The organism is Streptomyces sp. WG7 (assembly GCF_049975785.1).
Classification (GTDB): domain Bacteria; phylum Actinomycetota; class Actinomycetes; order Streptomycetales; family Streptomycetaceae; genus Streptomyces.
Genome location: NZ_JBNGGE010000025.1, coordinates 32,209 through 56,509 on the forward strand (window position 1 = coordinate 32,209; position 24,301 = coordinate 56,509).

23 protein-coding genes are annotated in these 24,301 nt (G+C 73.4%); 14 read left to right on the top strand and 9 right to left on the bottom strand.

All coding sequences use genetic code 11. The annotated features are described in order from the left end of the window. Nucleotides 1–348: 348 nt before the first annotated feature. Nucleotides 349–966 carry a TetR family transcriptional regulator gene (locus ACP4J0_RS23205; protein WP_426600590.1) on the bottom strand — a complete coding sequence of 206 codons (618 nt, stop codon included), beginning with the start codon at nucleotides 964–966 and terminating at the stop codon, nucleotides 349–351. 64 nt (nucleotides 967–1,030) lie between these two features. Beyond that, a complete protein-coding gene (locus ACP4J0_RS23210) occupies nucleotides 1,031–1,627 on the bottom strand; it encodes a hypothetical protein (RefSeq protein ID WP_426600591.1) in 597 nt (198 codons plus the stop codon). A 203-nt stretch (nucleotides 1,628–1,830) separates the two neighbouring features. Here ACP4J0_RS23210 and hmgA point away from each other — a divergent pair, with 203 nt between their 5' ends. The 3 genes from hmgA to ACP4J0_RS23225 are packed head-to-tail and all read left to right on the top strand — an operon-like array spanning nucleotide 1,831 to nucleotide 5,112. After that, a complete protein-coding gene (gene hmgA / locus ACP4J0_RS23215) occupies nucleotides 1,831–3,153 on the top strand; it encodes a homogentisate 1,2-dioxygenase (RefSeq protein WP_426600592.1) in 1,323 nt (440 codons plus the stop codon). Nucleotides 3,154–3,179: 26 nt separating this feature from the next. Continuing rightward, the gene (locus ACP4J0_RS23220) at nucleotides 3,180–3,929 is read left to right on the top strand and encodes a GntR family transcriptional regulator (RefSeq protein WP_426600593.1); all 750 of its coding nucleotides are present in this window, start codon (nucleotides 3,180–3,182) and stop codon (nucleotides 3,927–3,929) included. A gap of 22 nt (nucleotides 3,930–3,951) precedes the next feature. Beyond that, nucleotides 3,952–5,112, top strand: coding sequence for a type ISP restriction/modification enzyme (locus ACP4J0_RS23225; protein WP_426600594.1), 1,161 nt, complete (start codon nucleotides 3,952–3,954; stop codon nucleotides 5,110–5,112). 348 nt (nucleotides 5,113–5,460) lie between these two features. Here the strand turns inward: ACP4J0_RS23225 and ACP4J0_RS23230 are convergent, their stop codons facing one another. Beyond that, complete coding sequence (locus ACP4J0_RS23230) at nucleotides 5,461–5,730, bottom strand: hypothetical protein (RefSeq protein WP_426600595.1); 270 nt, start codon at nucleotides 5,728–5,730, stop codon at nucleotides 5,461–5,463. 949 nt (nucleotides 5,731–6,679) lie between these two features. Between ACP4J0_RS23230 and ACP4J0_RS23235 the strand changes: the two genes are divergently transcribed. Then, complete coding sequence (locus ACP4J0_RS23235; RefSeq protein WP_426600596.1) at nucleotides 6,680–8,359, top strand: serine/threonine-protein kinase; 1,680 nt, start codon at nucleotides 6,680–6,682, stop codon at nucleotides 8,357–8,359. Here ACP4J0_RS23235 and ACP4J0_RS23240 read toward each other — a convergent pair. Then, complete coding sequence (locus tag ACP4J0_RS23240) at nucleotides 8,329–9,135, bottom strand: SGNH/GDSL hydrolase family protein (RefSeq protein WP_426600597.1); 807 nt, start codon at nucleotides 9,133–9,135, stop codon at nucleotides 8,329–8,331. The genes ACP4J0_RS23235 and ACP4J0_RS23240 overlap by 31 nt on opposite strands. A 630-nt stretch (nucleotides 9,136–9,765) precedes the next feature. Between ACP4J0_RS23240 and ACP4J0_RS23245 the strand changes: the two genes are divergently transcribed. From ACP4J0_RS23245 to ACP4J0_RS23265, 5 genes are all read left to right on the top strand, one after another. Beyond that, complete coding sequence (locus ACP4J0_RS23245) at nucleotides 9,766–10,644, top strand: glycosyltransferase family 2 protein (RefSeq protein WP_426600598.1); 879 nt, start codon at nucleotides 9,766–9,768, stop codon at nucleotides 10,642–10,644. After that, complete coding sequence (locus ACP4J0_RS23250) at nucleotides 10,641–11,654, top strand: glycosyltransferase family 2 protein (protein ID WP_426600599.1); 1,014 nt, start codon at nucleotides 10,641–10,643, stop codon at nucleotides 11,652–11,654. Before ACP4J0_RS23245 ends, ACP4J0_RS23250 begins: the two co-directional genes overlap by 4 nt. After that, a complete protein-coding gene (locus ACP4J0_RS23255) occupies nucleotides 11,647–12,462 on the top strand; it encodes a polysaccharide deacetylase family protein (protein WP_426600600.1) in 816 nt (271 codons plus the stop codon). The genes ACP4J0_RS23250 and ACP4J0_RS23255 overlap by 8 nt, the downstream gene beginning before the upstream one ends. 109 nt (nucleotides 12,463–12,571) lie before the next feature. Further along, nucleotides 12,572–13,666, top strand: a complete 1,095-nt coding sequence (locus tag ACP4J0_RS23260) for a DUF5925 domain-containing protein (protein WP_426600601.1) — start codon at nucleotides 12,572–12,574, stop codon at nucleotides 13,664–13,666. Between the two features lie 16 nt (nucleotides 13,667–13,682). Then, complete coding sequence (locus ACP4J0_RS23265; RefSeq protein ID WP_426600602.1) at nucleotides 13,683–14,447, top strand: DUF72 domain-containing protein; 765 nt, start codon at nucleotides 13,683–13,685, stop codon at nucleotides 14,445–14,447. Nucleotides 14,448–14,528: 81 nt separating this feature from the next. Here the strand turns inward: ACP4J0_RS23265 and ACP4J0_RS23270 are convergent, their stop codons facing one another. After that, nucleotides 14,529–14,897: a GntR family transcriptional regulator gene (locus ACP4J0_RS23270; RefSeq protein WP_426600603.1), complete on the bottom strand. Its 369-nt coding sequence runs from the start codon at nucleotides 14,895–14,897 to the stop codon at nucleotides 14,529–14,531. Between the two features lie 71 nt (nucleotides 14,898–14,968). Between ACP4J0_RS23270 and ACP4J0_RS23275 the strand changes: the two genes are divergently transcribed. From ACP4J0_RS23275 to ACP4J0_RS23285, 3 genes are all read left to right on the top strand, one after another. After that, complete coding sequence (locus tag ACP4J0_RS23275; protein ID WP_426600604.1) at nucleotides 14,969–15,898, top strand: N-acetyltransferase family protein; 930 nt, start codon at nucleotides 14,969–14,971, stop codon at nucleotides 15,896–15,898. After that, nucleotides 15,879–16,379, top strand: a complete 501-nt coding sequence (locus ACP4J0_RS23280) for a DUF402 domain-containing protein (protein WP_426600605.1) — start codon at nucleotides 15,879–15,881, stop codon at nucleotides 16,377–16,379. Before ACP4J0_RS23275 ends, ACP4J0_RS23280 begins: the two co-directional genes overlap by 20 nt. A 413-nt stretch (nucleotides 16,380–16,792) precedes the next feature. Then, the gene (locus ACP4J0_RS23285; RefSeq protein WP_398135216.1) at nucleotides 16,793–16,927 is read left to right on the top strand and encodes a hypothetical protein; all 135 of its coding nucleotides are present in this window, start codon (nucleotides 16,793–16,795) and stop codon (nucleotides 16,925–16,927) included. A 26-nt stretch (nucleotides 16,928–16,953) separates the two neighbouring features. Here ACP4J0_RS23285 and ACP4J0_RS23290 read toward each other — a convergent pair whose 3' ends face one another. After that, the gene (locus ACP4J0_RS23290) at nucleotides 16,954–17,403 is read right to left on the bottom strand and encodes a GNAT family N-acetyltransferase (protein ID WP_426600606.1); all 450 of its coding nucleotides are present in this window, start codon (nucleotides 17,401–17,403) and stop codon (nucleotides 16,954–16,956) included. Between the two features lie 189 nt (nucleotides 17,404–17,592). On the opposite strand from ACP4J0_RS23290, the gene ACP4J0_RS23295 reads away from it, so the two are divergent. Then, a complete protein-coding gene (locus tag ACP4J0_RS23295) occupies nucleotides 17,593–18,663 on the top strand; it encodes a lytic polysaccharide monooxygenase (protein ID WP_426600607.1) in 1,071 nt (356 codons plus the stop codon). Between the two features lie 112 nt (nucleotides 18,664–18,775). On the opposite strand, the gene ACP4J0_RS23300 is transcribed toward ACP4J0_RS23295, so the two are convergent. Continuing rightward, nucleotides 18,776–19,222: a MarR family winged helix-turn-helix transcriptional regulator gene (locus ACP4J0_RS23300; RefSeq protein WP_426600608.1), complete on the bottom strand. Its 447-nt coding sequence runs from the start codon at nucleotides 19,220–19,222 to the stop codon at nucleotides 18,776–18,778. Between the two features lie 100 nt (nucleotides 19,223–19,322). Here ACP4J0_RS23300 and ACP4J0_RS23305 point away from each other — a divergent pair, with 100 nt between their 5' ends. Then, nucleotides 19,323–19,697: a cupin domain-containing protein gene (locus ACP4J0_RS23305; RefSeq protein WP_426600609.1), complete on the top strand. Its 375-nt coding sequence runs from the start codon at nucleotides 19,323–19,325 to the stop codon at nucleotides 19,695–19,697. Nucleotides 19,698–19,709: 12 nt separating this feature from the next. Here the strand turns inward: ACP4J0_RS23305 and ACP4J0_RS23310 are convergent, their stop codons facing one another. Then, nucleotides 19,710–20,678 (bottom strand): DNA polymerase Y family protein, encoded by a 969-nt coding sequence (locus ACP4J0_RS23310; RefSeq protein WP_426600610.1) that lies wholly within the window; start codon nucleotides 20,676–20,678, stop codon nucleotides 19,710–19,712. After that, nucleotides 20,675–24,202: a DNA polymerase III subunit alpha gene (locus ACP4J0_RS23315; RefSeq protein ID WP_426600611.1), complete on the bottom strand. Its 3,528-nt coding sequence runs from the start codon at nucleotides 24,200–24,202 to the stop codon at nucleotides 20,675–20,677. The genes ACP4J0_RS23310 and ACP4J0_RS23315 overlap by 4 nt, the downstream gene beginning before the upstream one ends. Nucleotides 24,203–24,301 lie beyond the last annotated feature (99 nt).

A 24,301-nucleotide genomic window follows, 5' to 3' on the forward strand; every position in this document is an offset into this window, starting at 1 on the left:
TGCTGGGGAGGCTTTGCGCCGACGGCTGCGTAACAGCCGTACGGCACCGGCCCGCCGACCGAGCACCGCCGACCCGCCGACCCGCCGACCGAACACCGTCGGCCCTCCGGTCCCTCCCGACCGACCCGTCCCGTCCCGTCCCGCCCAGTACAGCCGGCCCAGCACACCCCGCCCGTCCCGCCCAGCGAGACCCGCCCGTCGGCCGAGTACAGCCGGTCCATCAGCCCAGCGCGGCCTGCGTCGGCCAAGCACGGCCGACTTGCGGGCCGAGCCAATCCGGTCCGCAGGCCGAGCCCAGCCGACCCGTAGGCGAGCCCAGCCGGCCCAGAGGCGAGCCCAGCCGGCCCGTCAGTCCAACACCCGCCCCAAATAGGCCCGCAGCAGCTCCCGGGCCTCCTCGATGATCCTCTCGTCCCCGTCCGGCGCGACCCGGAAGGCGAGTTGCACAAGGGCGTCGGCGGTCTCCACGGCGACGAGGAAGGCGCGGCGCAGATCGTCGTCGGGGCGGCGGCCCAGGTAGCCGGAGAGCAGCTCGGTGAGCCGGTCGGCGACGCGGTGGTTGGGGACGGCGTGGCGGCCGCCGACCGGGATCTGGTTGCCGAAGTCGATCAGGGAGAAACCGGGCGCGGTCCGCTTCATCGCCAGGTACTCGTCGAGCACCGCGTCCAGCGCCCCGCGCCAGCCGCCGTCGCCCGTCTCCGTCAGCCGTTCGGTGACCCGTTCCGCGTAGTGCTCCAGGTTGCGCTGGGCCAGCGCGTCGACCATCTGCCGCTTGTTGCCGAAGAAGCGGTAGACGGAGCCGATGGGGACGTCCGCGCGCAGTGCCACGGCCCGGGTGCTCAGGGCGTCGTAGCCGACCTCGTCGAGGAGGACGGCGCAGGCGTCGAGGATCCGGGTCAGCCGTTCGGCGCTGCGCCGCTGCACGGGGGCGCGGCGGAGCGAGGTCGCGTGGGACACGGTCTTCATGATGCCCTTCCGCCGCGGTCCGGTGAACTGTGACCTTCAGTACGGCGGTGGCCACCGGTTTCGTTCATCGGGCCGCCGCGGGGACGGGAAGCGTCCGGCCGTCGAGCCCCTCCGGCTCCGCGGCCTGTGACGGATCCGCGGCCTGCGACGGCTCCGCGTCCGACGCCGTGATGTCCGCCGTGCTCTCGACCGGTTCGCCGTCGACGGCCCAGACGGTGCCGTCGTCGGCGTACAGGCGGACCGTGAGCTGGTGGGTGCCGCGCGGTACGAGGCCGGCGGCGAGGCGGTACTCCGGGCCGCGCAGGCGGGTGAGGAGGTCCCCGTCGAGGAAGAGGTGGGCGACGCCGCGGCCGGCCACCGCCTCGGCCTCCGTCCCGGCCGGCGAGAACCTGAAGTCCCGGACGGTCAGGCGTACGTTCCAGCTGTCGTCGTCCTCGGGCTCCACCTCGACACCGACCTCGGGCGCGTCCTCGCCGTCCACCTCCCGGTAGCGCCGGCCCTCCTCGTCGGTGGCGTCGAGCAGCCTGCCCACCGGCGTGGCCGAATCCCGGGCCTCCGGTTCGTCCGTACCGCCCGTGTCACCCGAGCCGCAGCCGGCGGATCCGGTCAGCAGCAGGACACAGACCGCGAGCACGGCGAGCACTCTCCGCATCCACGACATGACGGGAGACTAGAACACCGGTCCGACGGTCCGGATCCCCCAGGGGTCTGATTCCGGTCATCCTCCCCCGGGACGACCGAGGGGGCCGGGAGCCCAGGCCCGCAGGACCTCTTGCGCCCGCACGACCTCTTGCGCCCGGGCGACCTCAATCCTACGGTGTCCCATAGGAATCGGGTGGGACACGGGTTGCGAGGGAGCGATCGATGAGCGGGGACGCGCGGAAGACCGCGGAGGGACTGGCCTACCTGTCCGGTTTCGGCAACGAGCACAGCTCGCAGGCCGTTCCGGGAACGCTGCCCGAGGGCCGGAACTCGCCGCAGCGGGCGCCCGAGGGGCTGTACGCGGAGCAGCTGAGCGGCACGGCGTTCACCGAGCCGAGGGCGCACAACCGCCGCTCGTGGCTGTACCGGATCCGCCCGTCGGCCGCGCACCCGGCGTTCACCCGCACGGGCAACGGCGCGATCCGCACGGCACCCTTCACCCAAGCCGTGCCGGACCCGAACCGGCTGCGGTGGAACCCGCTGCCCGCGCCCGGGGCCGGGACCGACTTCCTCGCGGGCCTGTGGACGCTCGGCGGCAACGGGGACGCCACCCAGCGCACCGGCATGGCCGTGCACCTGTACCACGCCACGGCGTCCATGGAGCGCGTCTTCAGCGACGCCGACGGCGAGCTGCTGATCGTCCCGGAGCGCGGCGGTCTGCTGCTGCGCACCGAGTTCGGGCTGCTGCACGCCGAGCCCGGCCATATGGCGCTGGTCCCGCGCGGGGTCCGCTTCCGCGTGGAGCTCCTCGACGAGGACGCCCGCGGCTACGTCTGCGAGAACTACGGCGCCCCCTTCCGCCTCCCCGACCTCGGCCCGATCGGCGCCAACGGCCTGGCGAACGCGCGGGACTTCATGGCGCCGGTCGCGGCGTACGAGGACGACGACGCGGCGGGCCCGGTGGAGGTGGTCAACAAGTTCTGCGGCAACCTCTGGGCGGCCGACTACGACCACTCCCCGCTCGACGTGGTCGCCTGGCACGGCAACCACGTGCCGTACCTCTACGACCTGCGCCGCTTCAACGTCCTCGGCACGATCTCCTACGACCACCCCGACCCGTCGATCTTCACGGTGCTGACCTCCCCGTCGGACACCCCCGGTCTCGCGGGCGTCGACTTCGTGGTCTTCGCCCCGCGCTGGCTGGTGGGCGAGGACACCTTCCGGCCGCCGTACTTCCACCGGAACGTGATGAGCGAGTACATGGGCCTGATCGAGGGCGCCTACGACGCGAAAGCGGAAGGTTTTGTACCGGGCGGCGGCTCGCTGCACAACATGATGTCGGCGCACGGTCCGGACCGGGAGACCTTCGACCGGGCGAGCGCCGCCGAGCTGAAGCCGCAGCGGATCGACGACGGGCTGGCGTTCATGTTCGAGACGCGCTGGCCGGTGACCCTCACGCCCCAGGCGGCCCGCGCCGAGCACCTGCAACAGGGTTACGACGACGTCTGGCAGGGCCTGGAGCGTCACTTCCGCCCCTTGCACTGAGGATTCACTACCGGTACGGATGGCCCGTGACCTCCTTCGCCCCGGACTCCATCGTCCTGAACCGCAAGCTGCCGCTCTGGTACCAGGTGTCGCAGTCGCTGCGCGCCTCGATACTGGGCCGCTCGCCCCGGGACCCGCTGCGCCTGCCCACCGAGGAGCAGTTGGCCGGCCACTACGGGGTGAGCGTGCTGACCATGCGGCAGGCGCTGAAGGAGCTGGAGGACGAGGGGCTGATCACCCGGCACCGCCGGCGCGGCACGTTCATCGAGCCCGACGTCCGGCGGGGCGCCCCGGTGCGGCTGCTGGGCTCGGTGGACGCGATCGTGGCCCAGCAGTCCGGCATGAAGGCCGAGCTGCTGGACCACGGCACCGGCCCCGTGCCGGCCGAACTCGCCGAGTACTTCCCCGACCTGGCCGAGACGGCGACGTACCACCGGCTGCGCTGCGACGAGAAGACGGGCGAGCCCACCAACCACGCCCGCAACTACGTCCGTCCCGAAGTCGCCGCCCGCATCGACGTGGACGACCTGGCCCGCTGGCCGATGACGAAGGTGCTGCGGGACGTGGTGGGCCTGGACATCAGCCGGATCACGGACACGGTTCAGGCCCGGCTCGCGGACCCGGAGACGGCGCGGCTGCTCGAAGTCCCGCTGCTCAGCCCGATCCTGCACTACACGGGCATCACGTACGACACGGCGGGCCGTGCGCTGGACGTGGCGGTCATCCACTACCGGGGGGACCGTTTCTCCTTCACGGTCACCCTGGATGCCACGTGAGGCCGCGGCGCCCCGTCGTACGATGCCCGGCGTGACGCACGACGACGCTCCGCCGCTGGCGGACCTCATGCCGTGGTCCGTCGCACCGCCGCGGCTCGGCCGGGCGTGGCCGGCGGCCCCCGACGCGGCGTCCCTGAAGGCCCGCTGGGACGCCCTGGTGAAGGCCGAGGGCGCCGACCGCGAGGCCCTGTTCGAGCCGACGCGTTCACGCACGCCGCACACGGCGGTCGGGCGGTTGCCGGGCGGTTCCGGCGGCACGGAGAAGCTGGTGCGCGCCTCGGGGCCGTGCCCGGAGCCCGTACGGGTGCTGCGCGCGCCCTTCGACGAGCAGTGGCTGATTCCCGACCACCGGCTGATCGACGCGGCCCGTCCGGAGCTGTGGCGGGTGGCGGACGAGCGGCAGGTGTTCGCGGTGGAGGGGCCCGGTACCGCCGGTGCTCCGCTGCTCCTCGCGACCTCGCGGCTGCCGCTGCTCGGCGGCGCCCGGGTGCGTCCGCTGTACCGCCGTCCGGGCGGGGCGGAGCCGAACCTGGCACCCGGTCTCCTCGACCACCTGGCCGCCCGGCTCGGCCGGCGTCCCGACCCGGTGGACGTGCTGGCCTGGGCGGTGGCGACGGTGCGGGAGGGCTCCCGGGTGCCGCTCACCGCGGACCCCGCGCTGTGGGAGCGCGGGGTCGGCCTGGGCCGGCGCGCCCTGTGGCTGATGCGCCGCGACGGCGAGCGCCCCAAACTGCCCGGCGGCCGCCGCCCGTACGTCCGGGCCCCGCTGCCCGCCCGCCCGGTGACCCTGCGCTACGACCGGGACGAGGAGGCCCTGTACCTGGACGAGGGCCGGGTCTCCCCCGTGCCGCCCGGCGCCTGGGACTTCGAGGTGGGCGGGGTGCGGGTGCTGGAGCAGTGGTTCGCGGCCCGGACCGCCGAGGGCGAGCCGGGCACGCTGGCGGCGATCCGCCCGGCCGTCTGGCCGCAGACCTGGACGTCCGAACTGCTGGAACTGATCACGGTCCTCGCCCTGCTCGCCGAGGTGCGGCCGCTGTTCCGGGAGCCGGCGGTGACGGCGGAGATCACGGCGACCGAGCTGCGCGAGGCGGGCGTGCTTCCGGTGCCCCAGGCGGCCCGCAGGCCGGCCTCCGTGCTGGACGGCCGGGAGGAGGGGCCGGAGGGGCAGCTGGCGCTGCTGTAGGCCCTTCCGGCGCCGGGCTACGCGCGCGGGGTCCGCCGGCGCGGTGCGGGCGCTGGTGGTTGGGGGGCTGCGCACCGGCTACGCGCGGGGACCGCCGAGCGGGTCGGTGTGTGCGTCACCGCCGGATGGGGGACGGCGGGACGAGGCCGTGAGAACACCCACGGGGACGTACCGGACGAACGCGGGGAGACGGACGTGGGATACGGGCGTGGGATACGGGCGTACGGAGTCGGACGTACGGGGATTACCCGCGCTCGGGACCACACCGAGGCGCCGCTGCGTGCCGTGGGGACGACGGACGAGTGCGCGGCGCCGCGCCGGGACGGTGTGATCGCCGGCGCGCGGGCTTCAGTTGCTGCCGAACAGCGAGCGCCGCAGTCGGCGCAGCGGCGCGAACAGCGAGACCCCGCGCACCCTGGCACCCCTGCTGCTGCGCTTGTGCGCGGGCTCACGCGCGGTCAGTTCACGCATCAGCGACGTCGCCTCCACCGTCTCCCGTTGCGGGAGGGCGGGCCCTCCGAGCACCGCGAGGTGACGGTCGAGACGCGAGCTGGTCGCGCCGCTTCCGCACGTGATCGCAGGGACCCTTGCCCTGCTGCGCACTGTTATCTGTTCCATGTCACTCCCCACCCGTACGAGTCCACCCGGCCCGGGCAGAGTAACCCTATCGCCCCGGTACGACATGCGCGTATCGCGGTCACAGGATTCACCTTCCCCATAAGGGGGTTGACGATCACTCTCCGAATCCAGAAGATTCCAGGGCGAGTTGGACAATCGGCTCGCCCGTCGGGCGGGCCGGGCACCCTGCCGGTCCGACCGTGACGGCCGGTGAGGTGGCGGGCAGGTCCGGGCCGGAGGCGAGCAGTGGCACGCCGGTGCCGAGAAGCCCCCAGGGAGCGCGGTCCGGCGCCGGGGCGCACGGGCCGCAGTCGGTGCACGCGGTCGCCCGGACGGCTCACCGTATCCGCGCGGGGCGACGACCACGCGCCCCTCGGATGCGGAGGCGACCACTCCGAGACCGCGGCTCCGGTCGTCCGCGCCGCTCGTCGCGCGGGCGTCCGGAGCCGCGCGAACGTGGGCGATCTCACGTGCCGGTCTCGCGCCGAGTCCGACTCGTCCTGCCTCCGGTTCGCCGGGACGGCGAAGTGCGGGGCGGCGAAGTGCGGGACGGCGAAGTGCGGGACGGCGAAGTGCGGGGCGGCGACGAGCGCCGTGGCGGCCGTCGCCGTGGCCAAGGGCACGGGCAGGGGCGCGTCCTGGGTGCGCGGGGGCGCTCCGGCGGCGGCCGGACACCACGGGCATCGGGCGGTGGCCGGCGGACGGGCCCGCGTCCGGGCGCCGGCTCCTGCCCGGTGGTGCGTACGGCGGCCGGCACGCGGTCGCGCAGGGCGGCCGCGGCCTCCCGGTCACGGCGGCCTCGGGCCGCGTCCGTGGCGGCGAGCGGTACCGGACTGGTGTCCGGGGGGGGCCGCATCCGCGCTCGGCTGAGCTACTTTTGGGATGAATGCGGGAGAAATACGGGCCCGTTCCCGAGGAATGTCCACAGGAGACGCCATAGGGGGCGCCGGTGTTCGAGGAACCGGGCAACGAGCGCGCGATCGCCGGCCGCTACCGTCTCCTGTCTCCCCTCGGCGAGGGCGGCATGGGCACGGTGTGGCGCGCCCGCGACGAGGTGCTGCACCGCGAGGTCGCCGTGAAGGAGGTGCGCGCCCCCGCCGGACTGCCGGAGACCGACGTGCGGCGGCTGTACGCACGGCTGGAGCGCGAGGCGTGGGCCGCCGCCCGGGTCGCCCACCACAACGTGGTCACCGTGTACGACGTGGCCACCGACGGCGGCCGGCCCTGGATCGTGATGGAGCTGGTCCGCGGGCTGTCGCTGGCCGACCTGCTGGAGGCCGAGGGCCCGCTGGAACCGCGGCGTGCCGCGCGGATCGGCGCCGAGGTGCTGGCCGCGCTGCGGGCCGCGCACGGGGCGGGGGTGCTGCACCGGGACGTGAAGCCGGCCAACGTACTGCTGGCGAACGACGGCCGGGTGGTGCTCACCGACTTCGGGATCGCCATGGTCGAGGGCAGTTCGGCACTGACCATGACCGGCGAGGTCGTCGGCTCGCCCGAGTTCCTCGCCCCGGAGCGGGCGCTGGGCCGCACGCCCGGCCCCGAGTCCGACCTCTGGTCGCTGGGCGTACTGCTGTACGCGGCGGTCGAGGGCATCTCCCCCTTCCGGCAGGACACCCCGTTGAGCACTCTGCGGGCCGTCGTCGACGAGGAGTTGCCGCCGCCGCACCGGGCCGGCGCGCTCACTCCCGTCGTCGAGGGCCTGCTGCGCAAGGATCCGGCCGAGCGCACCCCGGCCGAGCGGGCCGAGCGGGATCTGCGGCTCGTGGGTGCCGGAGGCGCTCCCTCCGGCGGAGGCACACCGCGCGCGGACACCGTGCCGGCCGGTGCGTACGCCCCGACGGTACCGGCACCCGCCGGGCCGGAGGCCTCACCGGCTGCCCCGATGCCCGTACCGGCCACGGAGACCGCGCCCGGGGCGTCCGAGGGCCGGGACCGGCGTGCGCGGGTCGTGCTGGTCCTGGGACTGGTGGTTCTCGCACTGGCGCTGGCCGGACTGGCGTACGCCCTGCTGGACCGCCGGGACCACGGCGGGGGCGCCGAAGGTGCGAGCGGGAGCCCGGGGGCGACCGGTTCCGCGCCGAGCGGGACCGAGCGCAGCGAGGAGCCGGGCCCTTCCGCCGGTTCCGGCAGCCACGGTCCGCGGAGCAGCCCTCCACCGCAGTCCGTGAAGGTGTCCGTGGTGGGCTCGCACCCCGACTACGCGGGGGCCTGTCCCCCGCCGCACGACCGGTCGCCCTCCTTCACCGCGGCGTTCACGGTGGGCCGGCTGCCCGCGCGGGTCGGCTACCGCTGGGTGACGGACGACGGGGCGGTCTCCGGTCCGGGCTGGCGGACGCTGTCCTTCCCCGCGGGCGGCGACCGCACGCGGCAGGACACCGTGGTCGTCACGACGAACGCCGGCAGCGGCATGTTCGAGGGCACCGTCCGCGTGGAGGTGCGGGAGCCGGTGGAGGCCACGTCGAACGCGGTGGCGTTCTCCGTGACCTGTGAGACGGAGACCGGGACGGAGACGGAGACAGAGCCGGAGGGGGAGACCCCGACGGGCGGGGCCTCCCCCTCCTCCTCTCCTTCCGCTTCAGCTTCGGCTTCCGCTTCCGGTCATGCGGCGCTGTTGAGGACCGGCAGGTAGCCGCCGGACTGGCCGGCCGCGGTCGGGTGGTACGACTCGCCGATGTTGAGCCAGTTCACGCTGTGCAGCCAGGAACTGCCGGAGCAGATCTCATGGCCGGTGAAGGGGGGACGTACGTCGCCGAAGGTGAAGCCGTGGTCGGCGGCGCGCTTGGCGATCGCGGTGTTGAGGTGGTCGGCGGCGTCGTTGATCGCTTTCCGCTTGGTCTCGGAGAGGCCGATGCAGGACGTGCCGAGCTGGTAGAAGCGCGGGTAACCGATGACGACGACGTGCGCGGCCGGGGCCTTGCTGCGGATCGCCGAGTAGACGCTGTCGAGGTTGCCGGGCAGCGTCGAGTCCACGTACGCCTTGGCGGTGGCGATCCGCGACAGGCAGGTGCTGTCGGACTGGAGCACACAGGTCATCATGACGTCGGCGAAGCCCGCGTCGTTGCCGCCGACGCTGATCGAGACCAGGCCGGTGGTGGAGCTGAGCGGGCCGAGCTGTCCGGCGAGAACATCACCCGTACGGGCGCCGGAGCAGGCGGTGAAGTGGAACGTCGAGGGTGAGTTGGCGGCGGCCCACAGGTACGGATGGGCCTTCGTGCTGCGCTTGCAGTCGCCGCTGGAGCCGATGTAGCTGCCCGCTCCGACCCCGGAGGAGTAGGAGTCGCCGAGCGCCACATAGCCCTCGGCGGCGGCGGGTTGGGCCGCCTGAGCGGTCGCGCCCCCGGCGAGCGCGGCGCCGGCGGCGAGGAGGAACGAACTCAGGAACCCGACAAGTCGGAAACGTCTCATGGAACCTCCCTTAGCAGGATCTCTGCCTCGACCGTGGTAGCGACTCCACCCATCGGCAGGAAGTGTCCATGCCAAAAAATGGCTGACAGTCATTCAATATCGGACGAAAGTCAGCGGGAAGGCCGATGCGCCCTTGACGCTCTCCGGCGAGCTGCGCCACATTGAGGCCCGGCATCTTGGGCTTCGGGGGGCAAAGCGGAACGGTCCGGGTGGCCCGTGCCTGACCCGTACCGTGCGAAATCGCCCCTCAAGAAGAACGGATGACGGCAAACCAACAAAAACGTGAGACCTGGTTCCAGGTCTTGCCATAGAGGTTCAATCGTCAATACCGTCATACATCTCCCGCATCGGTACGTCGGCAAGCGGCTCAGGGGAGGGCTCGAGGCCGCGACGGACCGGGGCCGGGAGGCGCGGTAGGGGGGTGCCGTGCTCGGTGACCGCACTGGTGACCGGGCCGTGCCGCGCGGTCGGCTGTCGTCTTTCCGGCGCCGACGGGCTTTGCCAGCTCACCTGGCACGCACGGAGATCCGTCCCGTCGCGCGCCGTGGGTGAGAACCCCCCTTTCGAACCGGATACAGAGCCGGACCGCCCCTGGGGCGGGCGGTCCGCCGGACGAGAGGGACCAGACTCATGAGCTCAGTCCTGCAGCCGGCGTCGACGGGCAACGAGCCGTCACGCGAATCGTCTTCCGATCCGTCACCCGCCGGGAAGTACCGGCCCGTCTCCTCGCATCTGGCGATAGCTCCGCCGGTGAGCGTGGTGATACCCGCCATGAACGAGGCGGAGAACCTTCCGTACGTCTTCAAGACACTGCCCGACTGGGTCCACGAGGTCGTCCTGGTGGACGGCAACTCCACCGACGACACCGTCGAGGTCGCCCGGGAGCTGTGGCCGGACGTCAAGGTGGTCGAGCAGCGCGGCAAGGGCAAGGGCGACGCGCTGATCACCGGCTTCAAGGCGTGCACCGGGGACATCATCGTGATGGTCGACGCCGACGGTTCGGCCGACGGCCAGGAGATCGTGTCGTACGTCTCCGCCCTCGTCTCGGGCGCGGACTTCGCCAAGGGCTCCCGCTTCGCCAACGGCGGCGGCACCGACGACATGACCTTCATCCGCAAGCTCGGCAACCGCGCCCTGTGCGCGGTCGTCAACCGGAAGTTCGGCGCCCGCTACACCGACCTCTGCTACGGCTACAACGCCTTCTGGCGGCACTGCCTGGACAAGATCGACCTCGACTGCACCGGCTTCGAGGTCGAGACCCTGATGAACATCCGGGTCGTGAAGGCCGGCCTGAAGGTCCAGGAGATCCCCAGCCACGAGTACCTGCGCATCCACGGCGTCAGCAACCTGCGCGCCGTACGGGACGGGCTGCGGGTGCTCAGAGTGATCCTCGACGAGCGGTCCAACCGGCGCGCGCTGCGCAGCCGTACACACGCGCCGACGCTCGCCTCGGTCGGCCCGGTCGGCTCGGCCGCTCCGGTCGTCCCGGTCCGGAGGAAGGCGTCTTGAGCGGTACGGACGCCCCTCTCACGCTCTCCCCCACGATCTCCGTCGTGATCTGCGTCTACACCGAGGACCGCTGGGAGGACATCCTCGCGGCGGTCGCCTCGGTGCGGGCGCAGTCCCACCCGGCGCGGGAGACGCTGCTGGTCGTCGACCACAACGAGGCGCTGCGGGAACGGCTGCTGAAGGAGTACAAGGAGCGGGCGGACGTGCGGGTGCTCGCCAACGCGGGCCCCCGCGGCCTGTCCGCCGGCCGCAACACCGGCATCGCCGCCTCGCGCGGGGAGGTGATCGCCTTCCTCGACGACGACGCCGTGGCCGAACGCGACTGGCTGCGGCACTTCGCCGAGGGGTACGCCGACCCGGCGGTCGTCGCCGTCGGCGGGCGCACGGTGCCGATCTGGGCGTCGGGGCGCCGGCCGGTCTGGTTCCCCGAGGAGTTCGACTGGGTGGTGGGCTGCACGTACCGGGGCCTGCCGCCCGGCCGGGTCCGGGTGCGCAACGTGCTGGGCGGGAACGCCTCCTTCCGGCGCGAGGCGTTCGACGCGGCGGGCGGCTTCGCCACCGGCATCGGGCGCGACGGCGACAAGCGCCCGCTGGGCTGCGAGGAGACCGAGCTGTGCATCCGGCTCAGCCGCGCCCGGCCCGACGCCGTGCTGCTGATCGACGACCGGGCGGTGATCCACCACCGGGTGCCCGAGGCGCGCGAGCACTTCGCCTACTTCCGTACCCGTGCCTACGCCGAGGGCCTGTCCAAGGCACTGGTGGCGCGCAGCGTCGGCGCGGACAAGGGCCTGGAGTCCGAACGCCGGTACGCCACCCGCGTGCTGCCGGCGGGTGTGGCGCGCGGGCTGCGCGACGCCGTGCTGGCCCGGCCGGGCGGCGCGGGACGGGCGGGCGCGATCGTCGCCGGGGTGCTCACGGCGGCGGGCGGCTACGTGGTGGGGAGCGTACGGGCGCGGCGGGGCGGGGCCACCTTCTCCGTGGCGCCCATCGAGGGGGGCGCGCATGGCTGAGGCGCACGAGGCGGACGCGCGCGTGCCGGTCCTCATGTACCACGCGGTCGCGGCCGGTCCGAACGACGCGACCCGCGCGCTCTCGGTGGCTCCGGAGGCGTTCGCCGAGCAGATGGCGGCGATCTCCGACCGGGGCCTGACCCCGATCGGCACGGCGGAGCTGGCCGCCGCCTGGCGCTCCGGACGCCCGCTGCCGAGGCGGCCCGTCCTGATCACCTTCGACGACGGCTACGAGGGCGTGCACCGGCACGCCCTGCCCGCCCTCGCCGAGCACGGCTTCCCGGCCACCCTGTTCGTCTCGACCGGCTGGCTGCGCGGACCGTACGACACCGGGGGCGCCCTGGACGCCATGCTCGACTGGGACCAGGTCCGCGAACTGGCCGCCGCCGGCGTGGAGATCGGCGGACACAGTCACACCCACCCGCAGCTCGACCAGCTCGCCGAGGAACGGCTGCGGTACGAGCTGATCCACTGCAAGGAGATCGTCGCCGACCAACTGGGCACCGTACCGGCCTCGTTCGCCTACCCCTACGGTTATTCCGACCGCCGGGTGCGGCGGGCGGTGCGCGAGACGGGGTACGCGCAGGCGCTCGCCGTCGGCAACGGCCTGGCGCGCCGCACCCAGGGGCCGTACGCCCTGCGGCGGGTCACCGTGCGCCGCAGCACGGGGATCGACGAGTTCGCCCGGCTGGTCGAGGGACGCGCGATCACCCGCACCTTCGCCCGGGACCGGGCCCTCACCAAGGGGTACGCCGTGCTCCGCAGGGCACGGCAGGCACGGGGGCGGGTGCTGGGATCCGGTGCCTGAACCGCCCGCCGCCGGCCTCCCCGTGCCCGAGGTGCCGAGGGCGTCCGGTGCGCCGCGTGCGCCGGGGAAACCGGATGCACGCGGCGGCCGGGTGCCGGATCATGGCGGCATGTCCGTGAACCCGTACGACGCCCTGCCGATCCGGCTCAACGTCGACGACAGCGACTCCCCGTCCGATGTCGTCGACGCGCTGTTCCTCGGCCGTTTCGCGACGGGCGAGCAGCCGTTCGCCCACGCGGCGAACATCGACCGCGTGCGGTCCGGGGCGACGCTGCTGCCGCCCGGGGCGCGCGTGCTGCGGCTCGCCCGCGACGACGACCGCAGCGCGACGCTGGCGGAGGGCGACGGCTGGACCCTGCTGGTCTCGCGGTGGAACCGGGGCGCGGACGTCACGGTGACGGCGACCACCGCCGACCTGGCCGAGAAGGTGCTCGCCGACGCCACGGACGGCGCGGCGGACGAGCCCGAGCCGCAGCCGGAGAACGTCACGATGGGCTTCTGGTACGTCTCCCCGCGCCGCGGCCCGCACCGCACCACCCGGCAGATCTCCGCGGGCACCTGGGACGAGGTCCGGGCCAACTACACGGCGCCCGTCGCGGACGCGATGGACGGGCTGATGAAGACGACGCCCGAGGACATCGCGGGCCGGCTGCTGCTCCTGCACGGTCCGCCGGGCACCGGGAAGACCTCCGCGCTGCGCACCCTCGCCCGCTCGTGGCGGGACTGGTGCCAGGTGGACTGCGTACTGGACCCGGAGCGGCTCTTCTCCGACGTCGGCTACCTGATGGACATCGCCATCGGCGAGGAGGACGCGGCGGGCAAGGGCCGCTGGCGGCTGCTCCTGCTGGAGGACTGCGACGAACTGATCCGCGGCGAGGCCAAGCACACGGCGGGCCAGGCCCTCTCCCGGCTGCTGAACCTGACCGACGGGCTGCTCGGGCAGGGCCGCAACGTGCTGGTCGGCGTCACCACCAACGAGGACCTGGAACGCCTCCACCCCGCCGTCGTCCGCCCCGGCCGCTGCCTGGCCCGCATCGAGGTCGGCCCGCTGACCCGCCGGGAGGCGGTGGACTGGCTCGGCGGCGAGGAGGGGATCGGCCGCGAGGGCGCCACGCTGGCGGAGCTGTACGCGCTGCGCCGGGGCACCTCGCCGACCACGCTGCCGGAGCCGCGGGACGGCGCGGAGGCCGGGCTGTACCTGTAGCTGCTTTGATGAGGGTATGACCCTGTTCGTCGGCACGTCGGGCTGGCAGTACCGGGACTGGCGGGAGGTTCTCTACCCGCCCGGCCTGCCCGTACGGCTGTGGCTGGAGCGGTACACGGAGGCCTTCGCCACGGTGGAGATCAACAACGCCTTCTACCGGCTTCCGTCCCGGGAGACGTTCGAGGCGTGGCGCGAGCGGGTGCCGGCGGACTTCACGGTCGCGGTCAAGGCCAGCCGCTACCTCACCCACATCAAGCGTCTGCGGGACCCCGAGGAGCCCGTCGACCGCCTGATGACCCACGCGGCGGGCCTGGGCGACCGGCTCGGCCCGGTCCTGCTGCAGCTGCCGCCGACGCTGCGGGGCGACCCGGGCCTCCTGGACGCCTGCCTCGCCTGCTTCCCGTCCGGCACGCGGGTCGCGGTGGAACCCCGGCACGAGTCGTGGTGGACACCCGGGGTGCGGGAGGTCCTGGTGTCCCGGCGCGCGGCCCTGTGCTGGGCGGACGTCCTGTCCCGCCCGGTCACCCCCCTGTGGCGCACCACCGACTGGGGCTACGTCCGCTTCCACCAGGGCCGGGCGGCAGCCTGGCCGCACTACGGCCGCCGGTCGCTGGCGACGTGGGTCCAGCGCGTCCAGGACACCTGGCCCCGGCAGGACGTCTACGCGTACTTCAACAACGACCCGAACGGTGCGGCGGTGAGCGACGCACAGACTTTCGCCCGACTGGCGCGTACTTCTGGTCTCACGGTCACCCGAACACCGCTAGGGGCGCGGGGCTGAGACACGTCGCGGCTCCGCCGCGCGGGCGCGCCGAGCCACAACGAACCCGCAGCCGCCCACCGGCCCCCGCCGAAACGGCGCTCAATCCCCGTAAGCCGCCCGCAGGGCATCCCGCACCGCGGCCACCGCATCCCCCTCCGTCACCCCGAGCCGCCGAGCCCGCTCGGCATAGCCCTGGGCCGCGGAGGCCAGCTCCCGCTCCGCCGCCGAGCCCGCCGCGGCGACGAACGTTCCGTTGCGCCCCCGCGTCTCGATCACCCCGTCCCCCTCCAGCGCCCGGTACGCCTTGGCGACCGTGTTCGCGGCGAGCCCCAGGGACTCGGCCAGCCCGCGCACGGTCGGCAGCCGGTATCCCACGGGCAGCGCCCCGGACCGCGCCTGTTCGGAGATCTGTGCGCGCACCTGCTCGTAGGGCGGGGCACCGTCGTCGATGTGGATCTTCAAGGTCACGCGGCGATTGTCCCGCATCCCCCGGAAAATGGGAGGCAGCCGACCGCCCGCCCGCCGTAGCGTGCGCTCACATGACCGTTCTTGTGCGTGATCTGCGTCCCGATGATGCGGCCGACGTCGCGGCCTTCACCCATGTCCGCCACGCCGCCCTGCCGTTCATCCTGTGGACGCCCGAGTCCATAGTCCACCGGCTCGTCCACACCCATCCGGACGCCCGGAGCCGGTCCCTCGTCGCGGAGGAGGACGGGGAGACGATCGGCACGGCGCAGATCGGGCTGGTGCACGACAGCCCGGAGCCCGGACAGGCGTACCTCAACATCTATGTCCACCCGGACCGGGCGGGGCGCGGGGCCGGCGGGCTGCTGGTGCGTACGGCGGAGGAGTACCTGGCCACCGAGGGGGCGACGAAGCTGTTCGCCTGGGTGCTGGACGAGCCCGCCAACCTGGCCTTCGCCGAGCGGCACGGCTACGCACGGCGGCGCTCCGGCCACTTCCTCCGCCTCGACCTGGCGAACGGCACTCTGCCGCCCCTGCCGGCCACTCCCCCGGGCGTCGAACTGCGCACCGCCGCCGACTACGCCGACGATCCCCGCCCGATGTTCGAGCTGGACGCGGAGACGCTGGAGGACGAACCGAGCGACATCGACATCGAGTTCACGGACTACGAGGCCTGGCTCGCGGAGACCTGGCGGCACCCGCTGCTGAACCGTGAACTGACCACGGTCGCGGTCGTCGACGGCCGCCCCGTCGCCTTCAGCGTCGCCTACACCGACGGCGGCACCCGCTACTCGACCGCCATGACGGGCACCGTCCGCGCCCACCGCGGCCGGGGTCTCGCCAAACTCACCAAGACCGACTCCCTGTACCGGGCCCGCGCCGCCGGATTCACGGAGGCGTTCACCGGCAACGACACCGACAACGGTCCGATGCTCGCCATCAACAAGTGGCTCGGGTACGAGGTCTGCGGGACCGAGGTGCGCTATGTCCGCGAACTCGGCTGAGGCGCCGGGCGGGGTGGACGTCGTCCTGGTCAAGGCGGGCCGTACGAAGATCCGGTACGCGAGCGAACCGCTGCACGACGACGGCACCCGCCTCGCCGTCCGCGCCCCCTGGGCCGGTGCCGGCGTCCGCGACTTCGGCTTCGTGCGCTTCGAGCCCGGCGACGTCTTCACCGAGTACTACTGGCGCGACCGCTGGTACTCCGTGAAGGAGGTCCGGACCGGCACGGGCGCGCTGAAGGGCTGGTACTGCGACATCACCCGCCCCGCCGTGCTGACCGGCGCGGAACTGGTCGTGGAGGATCTCGACCTGGACCTGTGGCGCTCCGCGGACGGCACGGACGTACGGCGGTTGGACGAGGACGAGTTCGCCGAGAGCGGTCTGGCGGTGCGGGACCCCGAGGCCGCTGCCGCCGCCGTGGCCGCGCTGGACGAACTGGAGCGGCTGGCCCGCGGGGGCGGCTTCGAGGACCTGCTGACATAGCGCGGGCCGCCCGCCTCACTCCCGGCCGGGACCGGCCGCCCGCCGGGACGCGGCAACTCCCGCCGGTGCCGCGGGATCCTGGCGGGGCCGGGCAGCGTCCACTGCACATGCCCGGGCGAGCGCGCCGTCGAAGCGCCGCCCCGCCCACGGGCGGTGGCGCGGTGTCCCTGTTCGGCCGCGAGGAGCGACAGGCCGCCGCACATCCCGGTCGATACCCGGCGTGGTCGTCCCGTCACTGTCGTTCGCCATGCCGCCCAGACCGACACCCGCCACCGACAACAGGACCGGCAGAGGAACCGGGACGCCGGATCGTGACACCCGCCACTGACAGCCATGCTTCGATGAGCAAGTCTCGGGGAAAGGGTCTACCTCCGTGAGAACGCGGAACCCGGTGGATCCGTAAGGAGGCAGCCATGCGCCGTCTGACCGTGCACAAGCCCCTCAAGAAGACCGACGCCCGCCGTGTCCGCGAGGAGGCCGACGAGCGGCCCTCGGGGCGCCCTGAGGTCCGCAAGGACATCGCGCGCACCTGGTGGCCGGACAACTGACCGGGCCGGTCACGTCATGAGACGGGTCAGAGCAGTCGCTTGCGGTAGTGGACGCGGTCGTAGGGCCCGTCCACTCGACGTTCCACGACCTCGTACCCGTACTTCGGATAGATCTGCTGGTTCTCGCGCATCATCGCGTTCGTGTAGAGCCTGACCTCGGACAGGCCCAGCGCACGCGCGCGTGCGTCCACGAAGCGCAGCAGCCGTCGCCCCACGCCACTGCCGTGCGCGTCGGGGTGGACGGCGATGCTGTCGAGGAAGAGATGGTCCGCGAACGCCTCCAGGACCACGAGGCCCACGACGGGCTCGCCCGTGACGAACACCTTCCCCCCGGCCACGTTCGCCGCGTGGTCCGCCTCCATGGGCTGCGGCACCACCCCGATGCGCTCGATGTAAGGGTGGTAGGCGGCGTCGGTGACGGCCCTCACCGCCAGTACGTCCGCGGTGACCGCCTGCCGGATCCGCTCTCGTTCCATGCCGCGAACGGTAGCTACCTCAGCGCAGCCTGAGCACTCCCTTAACGCGACCATAAGGATCTCCGTCACCCGCCTCCAACAGGCGATCTCACGGTTTCCCGGGGCTAGCTTGCTGGTCAACCCCACGGGTTCCGGCCCGAGTTCACGCATATCCGCGCATCCCCAGTGACCGTTTCGAGGAGTTCCCCCATGCCCGCACCCTCCGCGCCCCGCAGGGTCGCCGCCGTCGCCGTCGCCGGCCTCGCCCCGCTCGCCCTGACCACCCTGGCCGCCGCCCCCGCGGCCGCGCACGGTTCGATGGGCGCCCCGGTCAGCCGGGTCTCGCAGTGCCACGCCGAGGGCCCCGAGAACCCGAAGTCCGCCGCGTGCAAGGCGGCCGTCGCGGCCGGCGGCACCCAGGCGCTGTACGACTGGAACGGCATCCGGATCGGCAACGCCGCCGGCAAGCACCAGGAGCTGATCCCGGACGGCAAGCTGTGCAGCGCGAACGACCCGGCCTTCAAGGGCATGGACCTGGCGCGCGGCGACTGGCCCGCGACCGGCGTGAGCAGCGGCTCGTACACCTTCAAGTACCGTGTGACCGCGCCGCACAAGGGCACCTTCAAGGTGTACATCACCAAGCCCGGGTACGACCCGGCGGGGCCGCTGGGCTGGGGCGACCTGGATCTGTCCGCCCCGGTGGCGACGGTCACCGACCCGGCCGCCTCAGGCGGCTTCTACACCTTCTCCGGCACGCTGCCCGAGCGCTCCGGCAAGCACCTGCTGTACGCGGTGTGGCAGCGCTCGGACAGCCCGGAGGCGTTCTACTCCTGCTCCGACATCTCCTTCGGCGGCGCCAACGGCGGTACGACGGGCGGCGACACGGCAGGTGGGGACGCGGCGAGCGGGGACACCGCGGGCGGTGCCGCCCCGGCTCCCGAGGCCTCCGCCCCGTCCGAGGAGCAGATCGCGGCCGCGGCCGACAAGTCGACGATCGAGCACCACGGCCACGGCGACCAGGACGCCGAGACGACGACGGACCCGACGGACCCGGCCGCCCCGGACGAGGCGTCCGACGCGGCGCCCGAAGCCGCCTCGGCGGGTGAGCCCAACCAGGTCAAGGCCGCCGGCGCGGGCACCGAGAGCCTCGCCGAGACCGGCGGGGACAGCACCACGCCCTACATCGCGGTCGGCGGCGCCGCCGCCCTGGCCGTCGGCGCGGCCGTGCTGTTCGGGTCGGTGCGCCGACGGGCACTGACGGGTGGCCGGCACGGCCGCTGACCCGGAACGCGGGAGAACGGGGGGAACACGGGGCTCGTCCGGCGGCTCAGGCCGGACGAGCCCCGCTCGGCGTGCCGGGCGCGGGTCGCCGTGCGAGCCGGGCCGGCGCGGTTCACCACACGGGTCGGATCGACCCGCCCGGCGCGATCCGCAACAGACGCTCCCGCAGCTCGGCGACCCCGCCCTCGCCGAGCACGTCGGCCCACGCGCCCACAGCCTCCGCCGCCGCCTCCTCCGCGGCCCGCGTGCAGGCCCACCCCGCCTCGGTCAGCATGATCAGCCGGGCCCGCGCGTCGACGGGGTGTGGCCGGCGTTCTGCATAGCCCTTGCGGACCAGCTCGTCGACGAGCTGACTCGCGGCCTGCTTGGTCATTCCGAGGTGGACGGCGAGGTCGGTGACCGTCGCACCGTCCGGGGCCAGCCGGGCGAACGCGAAGCCGTGCGCGGGCCGCAGCCCTTCGAAACCTCGGGCGACGACACCCTCGTGAATCCGCTGCGTGAGCCCGCCGGCGGCGGCGAGCAGAGCGGCGGACAGGGCCATGGCGTCGGAGTTCTGCACGGGAGCATTGAACACCCTTGACAAATTGGTCAACTAGCTTGACCATAATTTCGGACAGCTCAGTCAAGCCGCTTGACCATAATCACCAGGGGGAGCAGTCATGCCCATCATCCGCTCGTCCGAAGCCGTGACCCACGAGATCCACGGCGCCCGTTTCGTCTCGTACGCCACTCCCCGCACCGGCAGCAAGGAGCTCTATGCCTGGCGCGGCGAGATCCCGGCGGGCACGAAGGCACCCGCGCACACCGTCAGCCGGGAGGAGATCTTCCACCTCCTCACCGGCGAACTGCTGATCACCCTCGACGGCCGCACCGAGCGCGTCACCGCGGGCGACACGGTGATCATCAACCGGGGGGCGACCCTCGCCGTCGAGAACCCCACCGACCGGACCGCGACCTCCTGGGTCACCACCTCCGTCGGCCTGCAGGCGGAGCTGGCCGACGGCACCCGGCTCACTCCCCCGTGGGCCAACTGACCCGCGGGGGCCTCACGCCGCCAGCGCCCCCGGCATCACCGCCCTCGGCCCGAACTTCGCCCGCGCGCGGTCCGCGACCTCCTCGAGCCGGCGGGCCTTCTCGTCCACCGGGTCGAAGGTGAGCTGGTGGGAGGCCTGCTCGGCGGGGGCCAGGCCTTCGGCGCGCAGGGAGAGCGAGCGGACCCGGGCGCGCTGGAGGCCGAGCGCCTCGTACATGTCGTACGCGGCCCGCGTCAGCGCCGCCGAGTGCGCGGTCGGTTCCTTCAGGGTGCGGCCGCGGGTGGTCGCCGACCTGTCGGCGTAGCGCACGGTGAGGGTGAGGGTGCGGCACACCTTGTCCACGGCGCGCAGCCGGGCACCCAGTTCCTCGGTGGCCGAGAGCAGGGCGCGGCGGTGGCGGCCGGGGTCGAGTTCGTCGCGGGTGAAGGGGCGTTCGGTGGCCAGGGAGCGGGAGACGCCGTTGGGGACGACCCGGCCGCGGTCGACGCCGTTCGCCTTCTCGTGCAGCTCGCGGCCGGCCTTCGCGCCGACCAGCCGCTGGAGCGTGGACAACGGCGCGGCGGCCACCCGGCCGAGGGTGTCCAGGCCGTACTCGCACAGGGAGCGGGCGGTCGCGGTGCCGACGCCGGGCAGCGCGGCGACGGGCTTGCCGGCGAGGAAGTCCCGCTCCTCACCCTCCGGCACCGCGCGGGTCAGTCCCGGCCGGGCGTCCCGCAGGGCCATGCGGGCGAGCATCGGGCCCGGACCGGCGCCGGTCACGCAGTCGACGCCGTACAGCGCGAGGGCGCGGACGCGGATCACCGAGGCCAGTTCCACGGCGTCGCGCCCGAAGTACCGCTCGGCGCCGCGCAGGTCGGCCAGCGCGCCGTCCGGCGGCAACGCCTCGACGACCGGCGTGAACTCCTCCAGCAGCCCGAGCAGCTGGGGCAGGGCCGCCTCGTACATCGGCGGCAGCTGGAAACGTACGCAGAGGATCGTCATCCCGCACTCCCCGGACTCTGGTGCCACAACTTCCTTCCGACCGCGGGCCCTTCGCCAGCGGGTCGCAGATCGGCCCAGGGGTGCATCTCGTACCCGGTGGACATGCGGATCCTCCGCTGCTCCATCGGGTCCTGGGCCGCGGAACCGGCCGGCGCGGGTTGTCCGTCCGAGCCGGCGAGACGGCGGCGTGCCGGGCCGCCCTCGGGGTCGTCATCCTGTCCCCCGCCCGTTCCTGCCAGCCGGGCCGCGACGCCCTCCAGCCCCTCCTCCCGCCGCACCTCCAGCAGGTCGGCGAGGTTCCAGACGGCGGAGCCGACCACGCTGAGGCTGCGCGGGCCGCGCCGCTGCACCACCCCGCGCACCAGCAGCAGCCAGGAGTGGAAGACGGTGTGCGCGCAGGCGTCGTGCGAGTCGTCGAAGAAGGCGAGGTCGACCAGGCCGGTGCCGTCGTCGAGGGTGGAGAAGATGACCCGCCGGCCGGAGCGGATCGGCGGTGTCTGGGTGGCCGCCTTGGCGCCCGCGACCAGGACCGTCTCCCCGTGCCTGGCCTCGCGCAGCCGCTTGGCCGACACCACGCCCAGCTCGCGCAGGAAGGTGCGGTGGTCGTCCATCAGGTTGCGCGAGGCGTCCATGGAGAGCACGCCCAGTTCGGCGCTGAGCTTCTCCGCCGAGGTGAGGTCGGGCAGTCCGGCGGAAGCGGTCCTCCGTCCGCCGGACAGCGGGAGCTGGTCGCCGCGTCCGCCCCGGGCGCCGCGGTGCAGTTCGGTCAGGTGCAGTTGCAGGTCGCGCCGGTTGGCGCCGAACGCGTCCAGCGCGCCGACCTGGGCGAGCCGCCCGGCCAGCGGCCTGCTGGGACGTGCCCGTTCCCAGAAGTCGAGCAGGGAGGCGTACGGCTGCCCCTCGGCGACGCGTTCCGCCTCGGCCTCGCTGATGCCGTGCACGTCCGAGAGGGCGAGGCGCAGGCCCCAGACGGTCCCCTTGGAACGCCGCGATTCAGACACCAGTTCGATCCTGTGTGCGACCCCCGATTTGTTGACGTCCAGCGGCAGGATCGGCACCCCGCGTCGCCGCGCGTCCGCCAGCAGCAGCCGCTTCGGGTACATGCCGGGGTCGTGCGTGAGCAACCCGGCGTAGAAGGCGGCCGGGTGATGGGCCTTCAGCCACGCCGACTGGTACGTCGGCACGGCGAAGGCGACCGCGTGCGCCTTGCAGAAGCCGTAGCTGCCGAAGGCCTCGACGATCTCCCAGGTCCGCTGGATCGTTTCCGCGTCGTACCCGTTCGCCGCCGCGTGCTGGGCGAACCACGCCTTGATCCGCCCCTGCGACTGAGGGTCGGACAGCCCGCGCCGCACCCGGTCGGCCTCGCCGCGTCCGCAGCCGGTCATGATGTCCACGATGTCGATGATCTGCTCGTGGAAGACGACGACCCCGTACGTCCCCTCCAGCGGCTCCGCCAGGTCCTCGTGCGGGTAGCGCACCGGCGCCCGCCCGTGCCGGGCCTCGATGAACGGCCGCACCATGTCGGCGGCGACCGGGCCGGGCCGGAAGAGCGAGATGTCGACCACGAGGTCGTGGAAGGTCGACGGCTGGAGCCGCCCGACCAGGTCCCGCTGCCCCGGTGACTCGATCTGGAAGCAGCCCAGCGTCTCGGCGGAGCGGATCAGCCGGTACGTCGCCGGGTCGCCCTCCGGTACGGAGTCCAGGTCGATCTCGGTACCCGTCGCCCGCTTCACCTCGGTGACCGCGTGCGCCATCGCCGACTGCATCCGCACGCCGAGCACGTCCAGCTTGAGCAGCCCGAGGTCCTCGACGTCGTCCTTGTCGAACTGCGCCATGGGGAAGCCCTCGCCGCTGGTCGGCATGACCGGCGTACGGGAGAGCAGGGAGGCGTCGGAGAGGAGCACGCCGCAGGGGTGCATGGCGACGCCGCGCGGGAGGGCATCCAGGCCCTCGACCAGCTCCCAGAGCCTGCCGTACCTCTCCCGCTCCCCCGCCAGCTCCTTCAGCTCGGGCAGTTCCTCCAGCGCCGCGCGGGCGTCGCGGGCGCGGATGTGCGGGAAGGACTTGGCGACGCGGTCGATCTCGGCCGGGTCCATGGACAGGGCGGCGCCGACGTCGCGGATGGCGTGGCGCACGCGGTACGTCTCCGGCATGGCGACCGTGGCGACCCGCTCGGTGCCGAAGCGGCCGATGATCGCGCGGTAGACCTCCAGGCGGCGCGCGGACTCCACGTCGATGTCGATGTCGGGCAGCACGACCCGCTCCCTGGACAGGAACCGCTCCATCAGCAGCCCGTGCTCGACCGGGTCGGCGTGCGCGATGCCGAGGAGGTGGTTGACGAGCGAGCCCGCGCCGGAGCCGCGCGCGGCGACCCGGATGCCCATGTGCCGCACGTCGTCCACGACCTGGGCGACGGTGAGGAAGTACGAGGCGAAGCCGTGGTGGGCGATGATGTCCAGCTCGTGGTGCATCCGCTCCCAGTACGCGCGGCGCCGGTCGTAGCCGCGCAGCACCATGCCCGCCGCCGCCCGGGAGGCGAGCGCGCGCTGGGCGGTGCGGCGGCCGGCGCCGACGAGGTGCGGCTCGGGGAAGTGGACGGCGCCCATGCCGAGGTCGTCCTCGGGATCGACCAGGCACTCGGCGGCCGTCGCCCGCGTCTGCTCCAGCAGGCGGTGGGCGGTGTCGCGCCGGAAGCCGGCGGCCTCGACGATCCGCTCGGCGGCGTGCCGCATGGCGCCGGCGTCCTTGAGCCAGGCCTCGCCGGAGTCCAGCTCCTTGGTGGCGTCGATCGGGACGAGGCGGCGGGCGGCGTCCAGCACGTCGGCGACCTGGCCCTGGCCGGGGTCGGCGTAGCGGACGGCATTGGAGAGCACCGGCCGGATGCCCTGTTCGGCGGCGAAGCCGACGGTACGGGCGGCCAGGCGCAGGGAGCCGGGGCCGGTCCCTTCGCGGCCGTGCCAGACGGCTTCCAGGCGCAGGGCGTCGCCGTAGCCCTCCCGCCAGGGGGCGAGGAGCCGGGCCGCGCGGTCGGGGCGGCCGGCGGTGAGGGCGCGGCCGACGTCGGAATCGGGGCCGAGCAGGACGGTCAGGCCGTCGGCGTGGTTGTCGGCCCAGGGCAGCAGGGGTGTGCCCTCCGCGGTGTGGGCCGCGGACACCAGCCCGCACAGGTCGGCCCAGCCGCGGGCGCCGTCCCGGGCGAGGAAGGTCACCCGGGGGGCCGACTCGTCGACGAAGGCGCCGCCGCGCACGGGGGCGCGGCGCCGGTCACGGCGTACGGAGGTCTCCGAGCGGTCCACTTCCGGCTCGGGGGCGGCCACCGCCAGCTCCGCGCCGAACAGCGGACGGACGCCCGCCTTCGCACAGGCCTTGGCGAAGCGGACCGTGCCCGCGAGGGTGTCGCGGTCGGTGAGGGCGAGGGCGTCCATGCCCCGCTCGACGGCACGCTCGGCCAGCCGCTCCGGGTGGGAGGCGCCGTAGCGGGCGGAGAACCCGGAGACGGTGTGCAGATGCGTGAAACCCGGCACACGCACCTCCCGCTCTCATGAACCGACGCCTTATCGAACGTCTGTTCCCAACTACCTCACCCCCACCATAGACCAATTTTCGAATGCGTGTGCGACATC

Excerpts from the sequence above, each read along its gene's own strand:
- ACP4J0_RS23205 (WP_426600590.1), bottom strand. The coding sequence starts at position 966 with ATGAAGACCGTGTCCCACGCGACCTCGCTCCGCCGCGCCCCCGTGCAG.
- ACP4J0_RS23210 (WP_426600591.1), bottom strand. The coding sequence starts at position 1,627 with ATGTCGTGGATGCGGAGAGTGCTCGCCGTGCTCGCGGTCTGTGTCCTG.
- hmgA (WP_426600592.1), top strand. The coding sequence starts at position 1,831 with ATGAGCGGGGACGCGCGGAAGACCGCGGAGGGACTGGCCTACCTGTCC.
- ACP4J0_RS23225 (WP_426600594.1), top strand. The coding sequence starts at position 3,952 with ATGCCCGGCGTGACGCACGACGACGCTCCGCCGCTGGCGGACCTCATG.
- ACP4J0_RS23230 (WP_426600595.1), bottom strand. The coding sequence starts at position 5,730 with ATGGAACAGATAACAGTGCGCAGCAGGGCAAGGGTCCCTGCGATCACG.
- ACP4J0_RS23240 (WP_426600597.1), bottom strand. The coding sequence starts at position 9,135 with ATGAGACGTTTCCGACTTGTCGGGTTCCTGAGTTCGTTCCTCCTCGCC.
- ACP4J0_RS23245 (WP_426600598.1), top strand. The coding sequence starts at position 9,766 with ATGAGCTCAGTCCTGCAGCCGGCGTCGACGGGCAACGAGCCGTCACGC.
- ACP4J0_RS23255 (WP_426600600.1), top strand. The coding sequence starts at position 11,647 with ATGGCTGAGGCGCACGAGGCGGACGCGCGCGTGCCGGTCCTCATGTAC.
- ACP4J0_RS23260 (WP_426600601.1), top strand. The coding sequence starts at position 12,572 with ATGTCCGTGAACCCGTACGACGCCCTGCCGATCCGGCTCAACGTCGAC.
- ACP4J0_RS23265 (WP_426600602.1), top strand. The coding sequence starts at position 13,683 with ATGACCCTGTTCGTCGGCACGTCGGGCTGGCAGTACCGGGACTGGCGG.
- ACP4J0_RS23275 (WP_426600604.1), top strand. The coding sequence starts at position 14,969 with ATGACCGTTCTTGTGCGTGATCTGCGTCCCGATGATGCGGCCGACGTC.
- ACP4J0_RS23280 (WP_426600605.1), top strand. The coding sequence starts at position 15,879 with ATGTCCGCGAACTCGGCTGAGGCGCCGGGCGGGGTGGACGTCGTCCTG.
- ACP4J0_RS23285 (WP_398135216.1), top strand. The coding sequence starts at position 16,793 with ATGCGCCGTCTGACCGTGCACAAGCCCCTCAAGAAGACCGACGCCCGC.
- ACP4J0_RS23290 (WP_426600606.1), bottom strand. The coding sequence starts at position 17,403 with ATGGAACGAGAGCGGATCCGGCAGGCGGTCACCGCGGACGTACTGGCG.
- ACP4J0_RS23295 (WP_426600607.1), top strand. The coding sequence starts at position 17,593 with ATGCCCGCACCCTCCGCGCCCCGCAGGGTCGCCGCCGTCGCCGTCGCC.
- ACP4J0_RS23305 (WP_426600609.1), top strand. The coding sequence starts at position 19,323 with ATGCCCATCATCCGCTCGTCCGAAGCCGTGACCCACGAGATCCACGGC.
- ACP4J0_RS23310 (WP_426600610.1), bottom strand. The coding sequence starts at position 20,678 with ATGACGATCCTCTGCGTACGTTTCCAGCTGCCGCCGATGTACGAGGCG.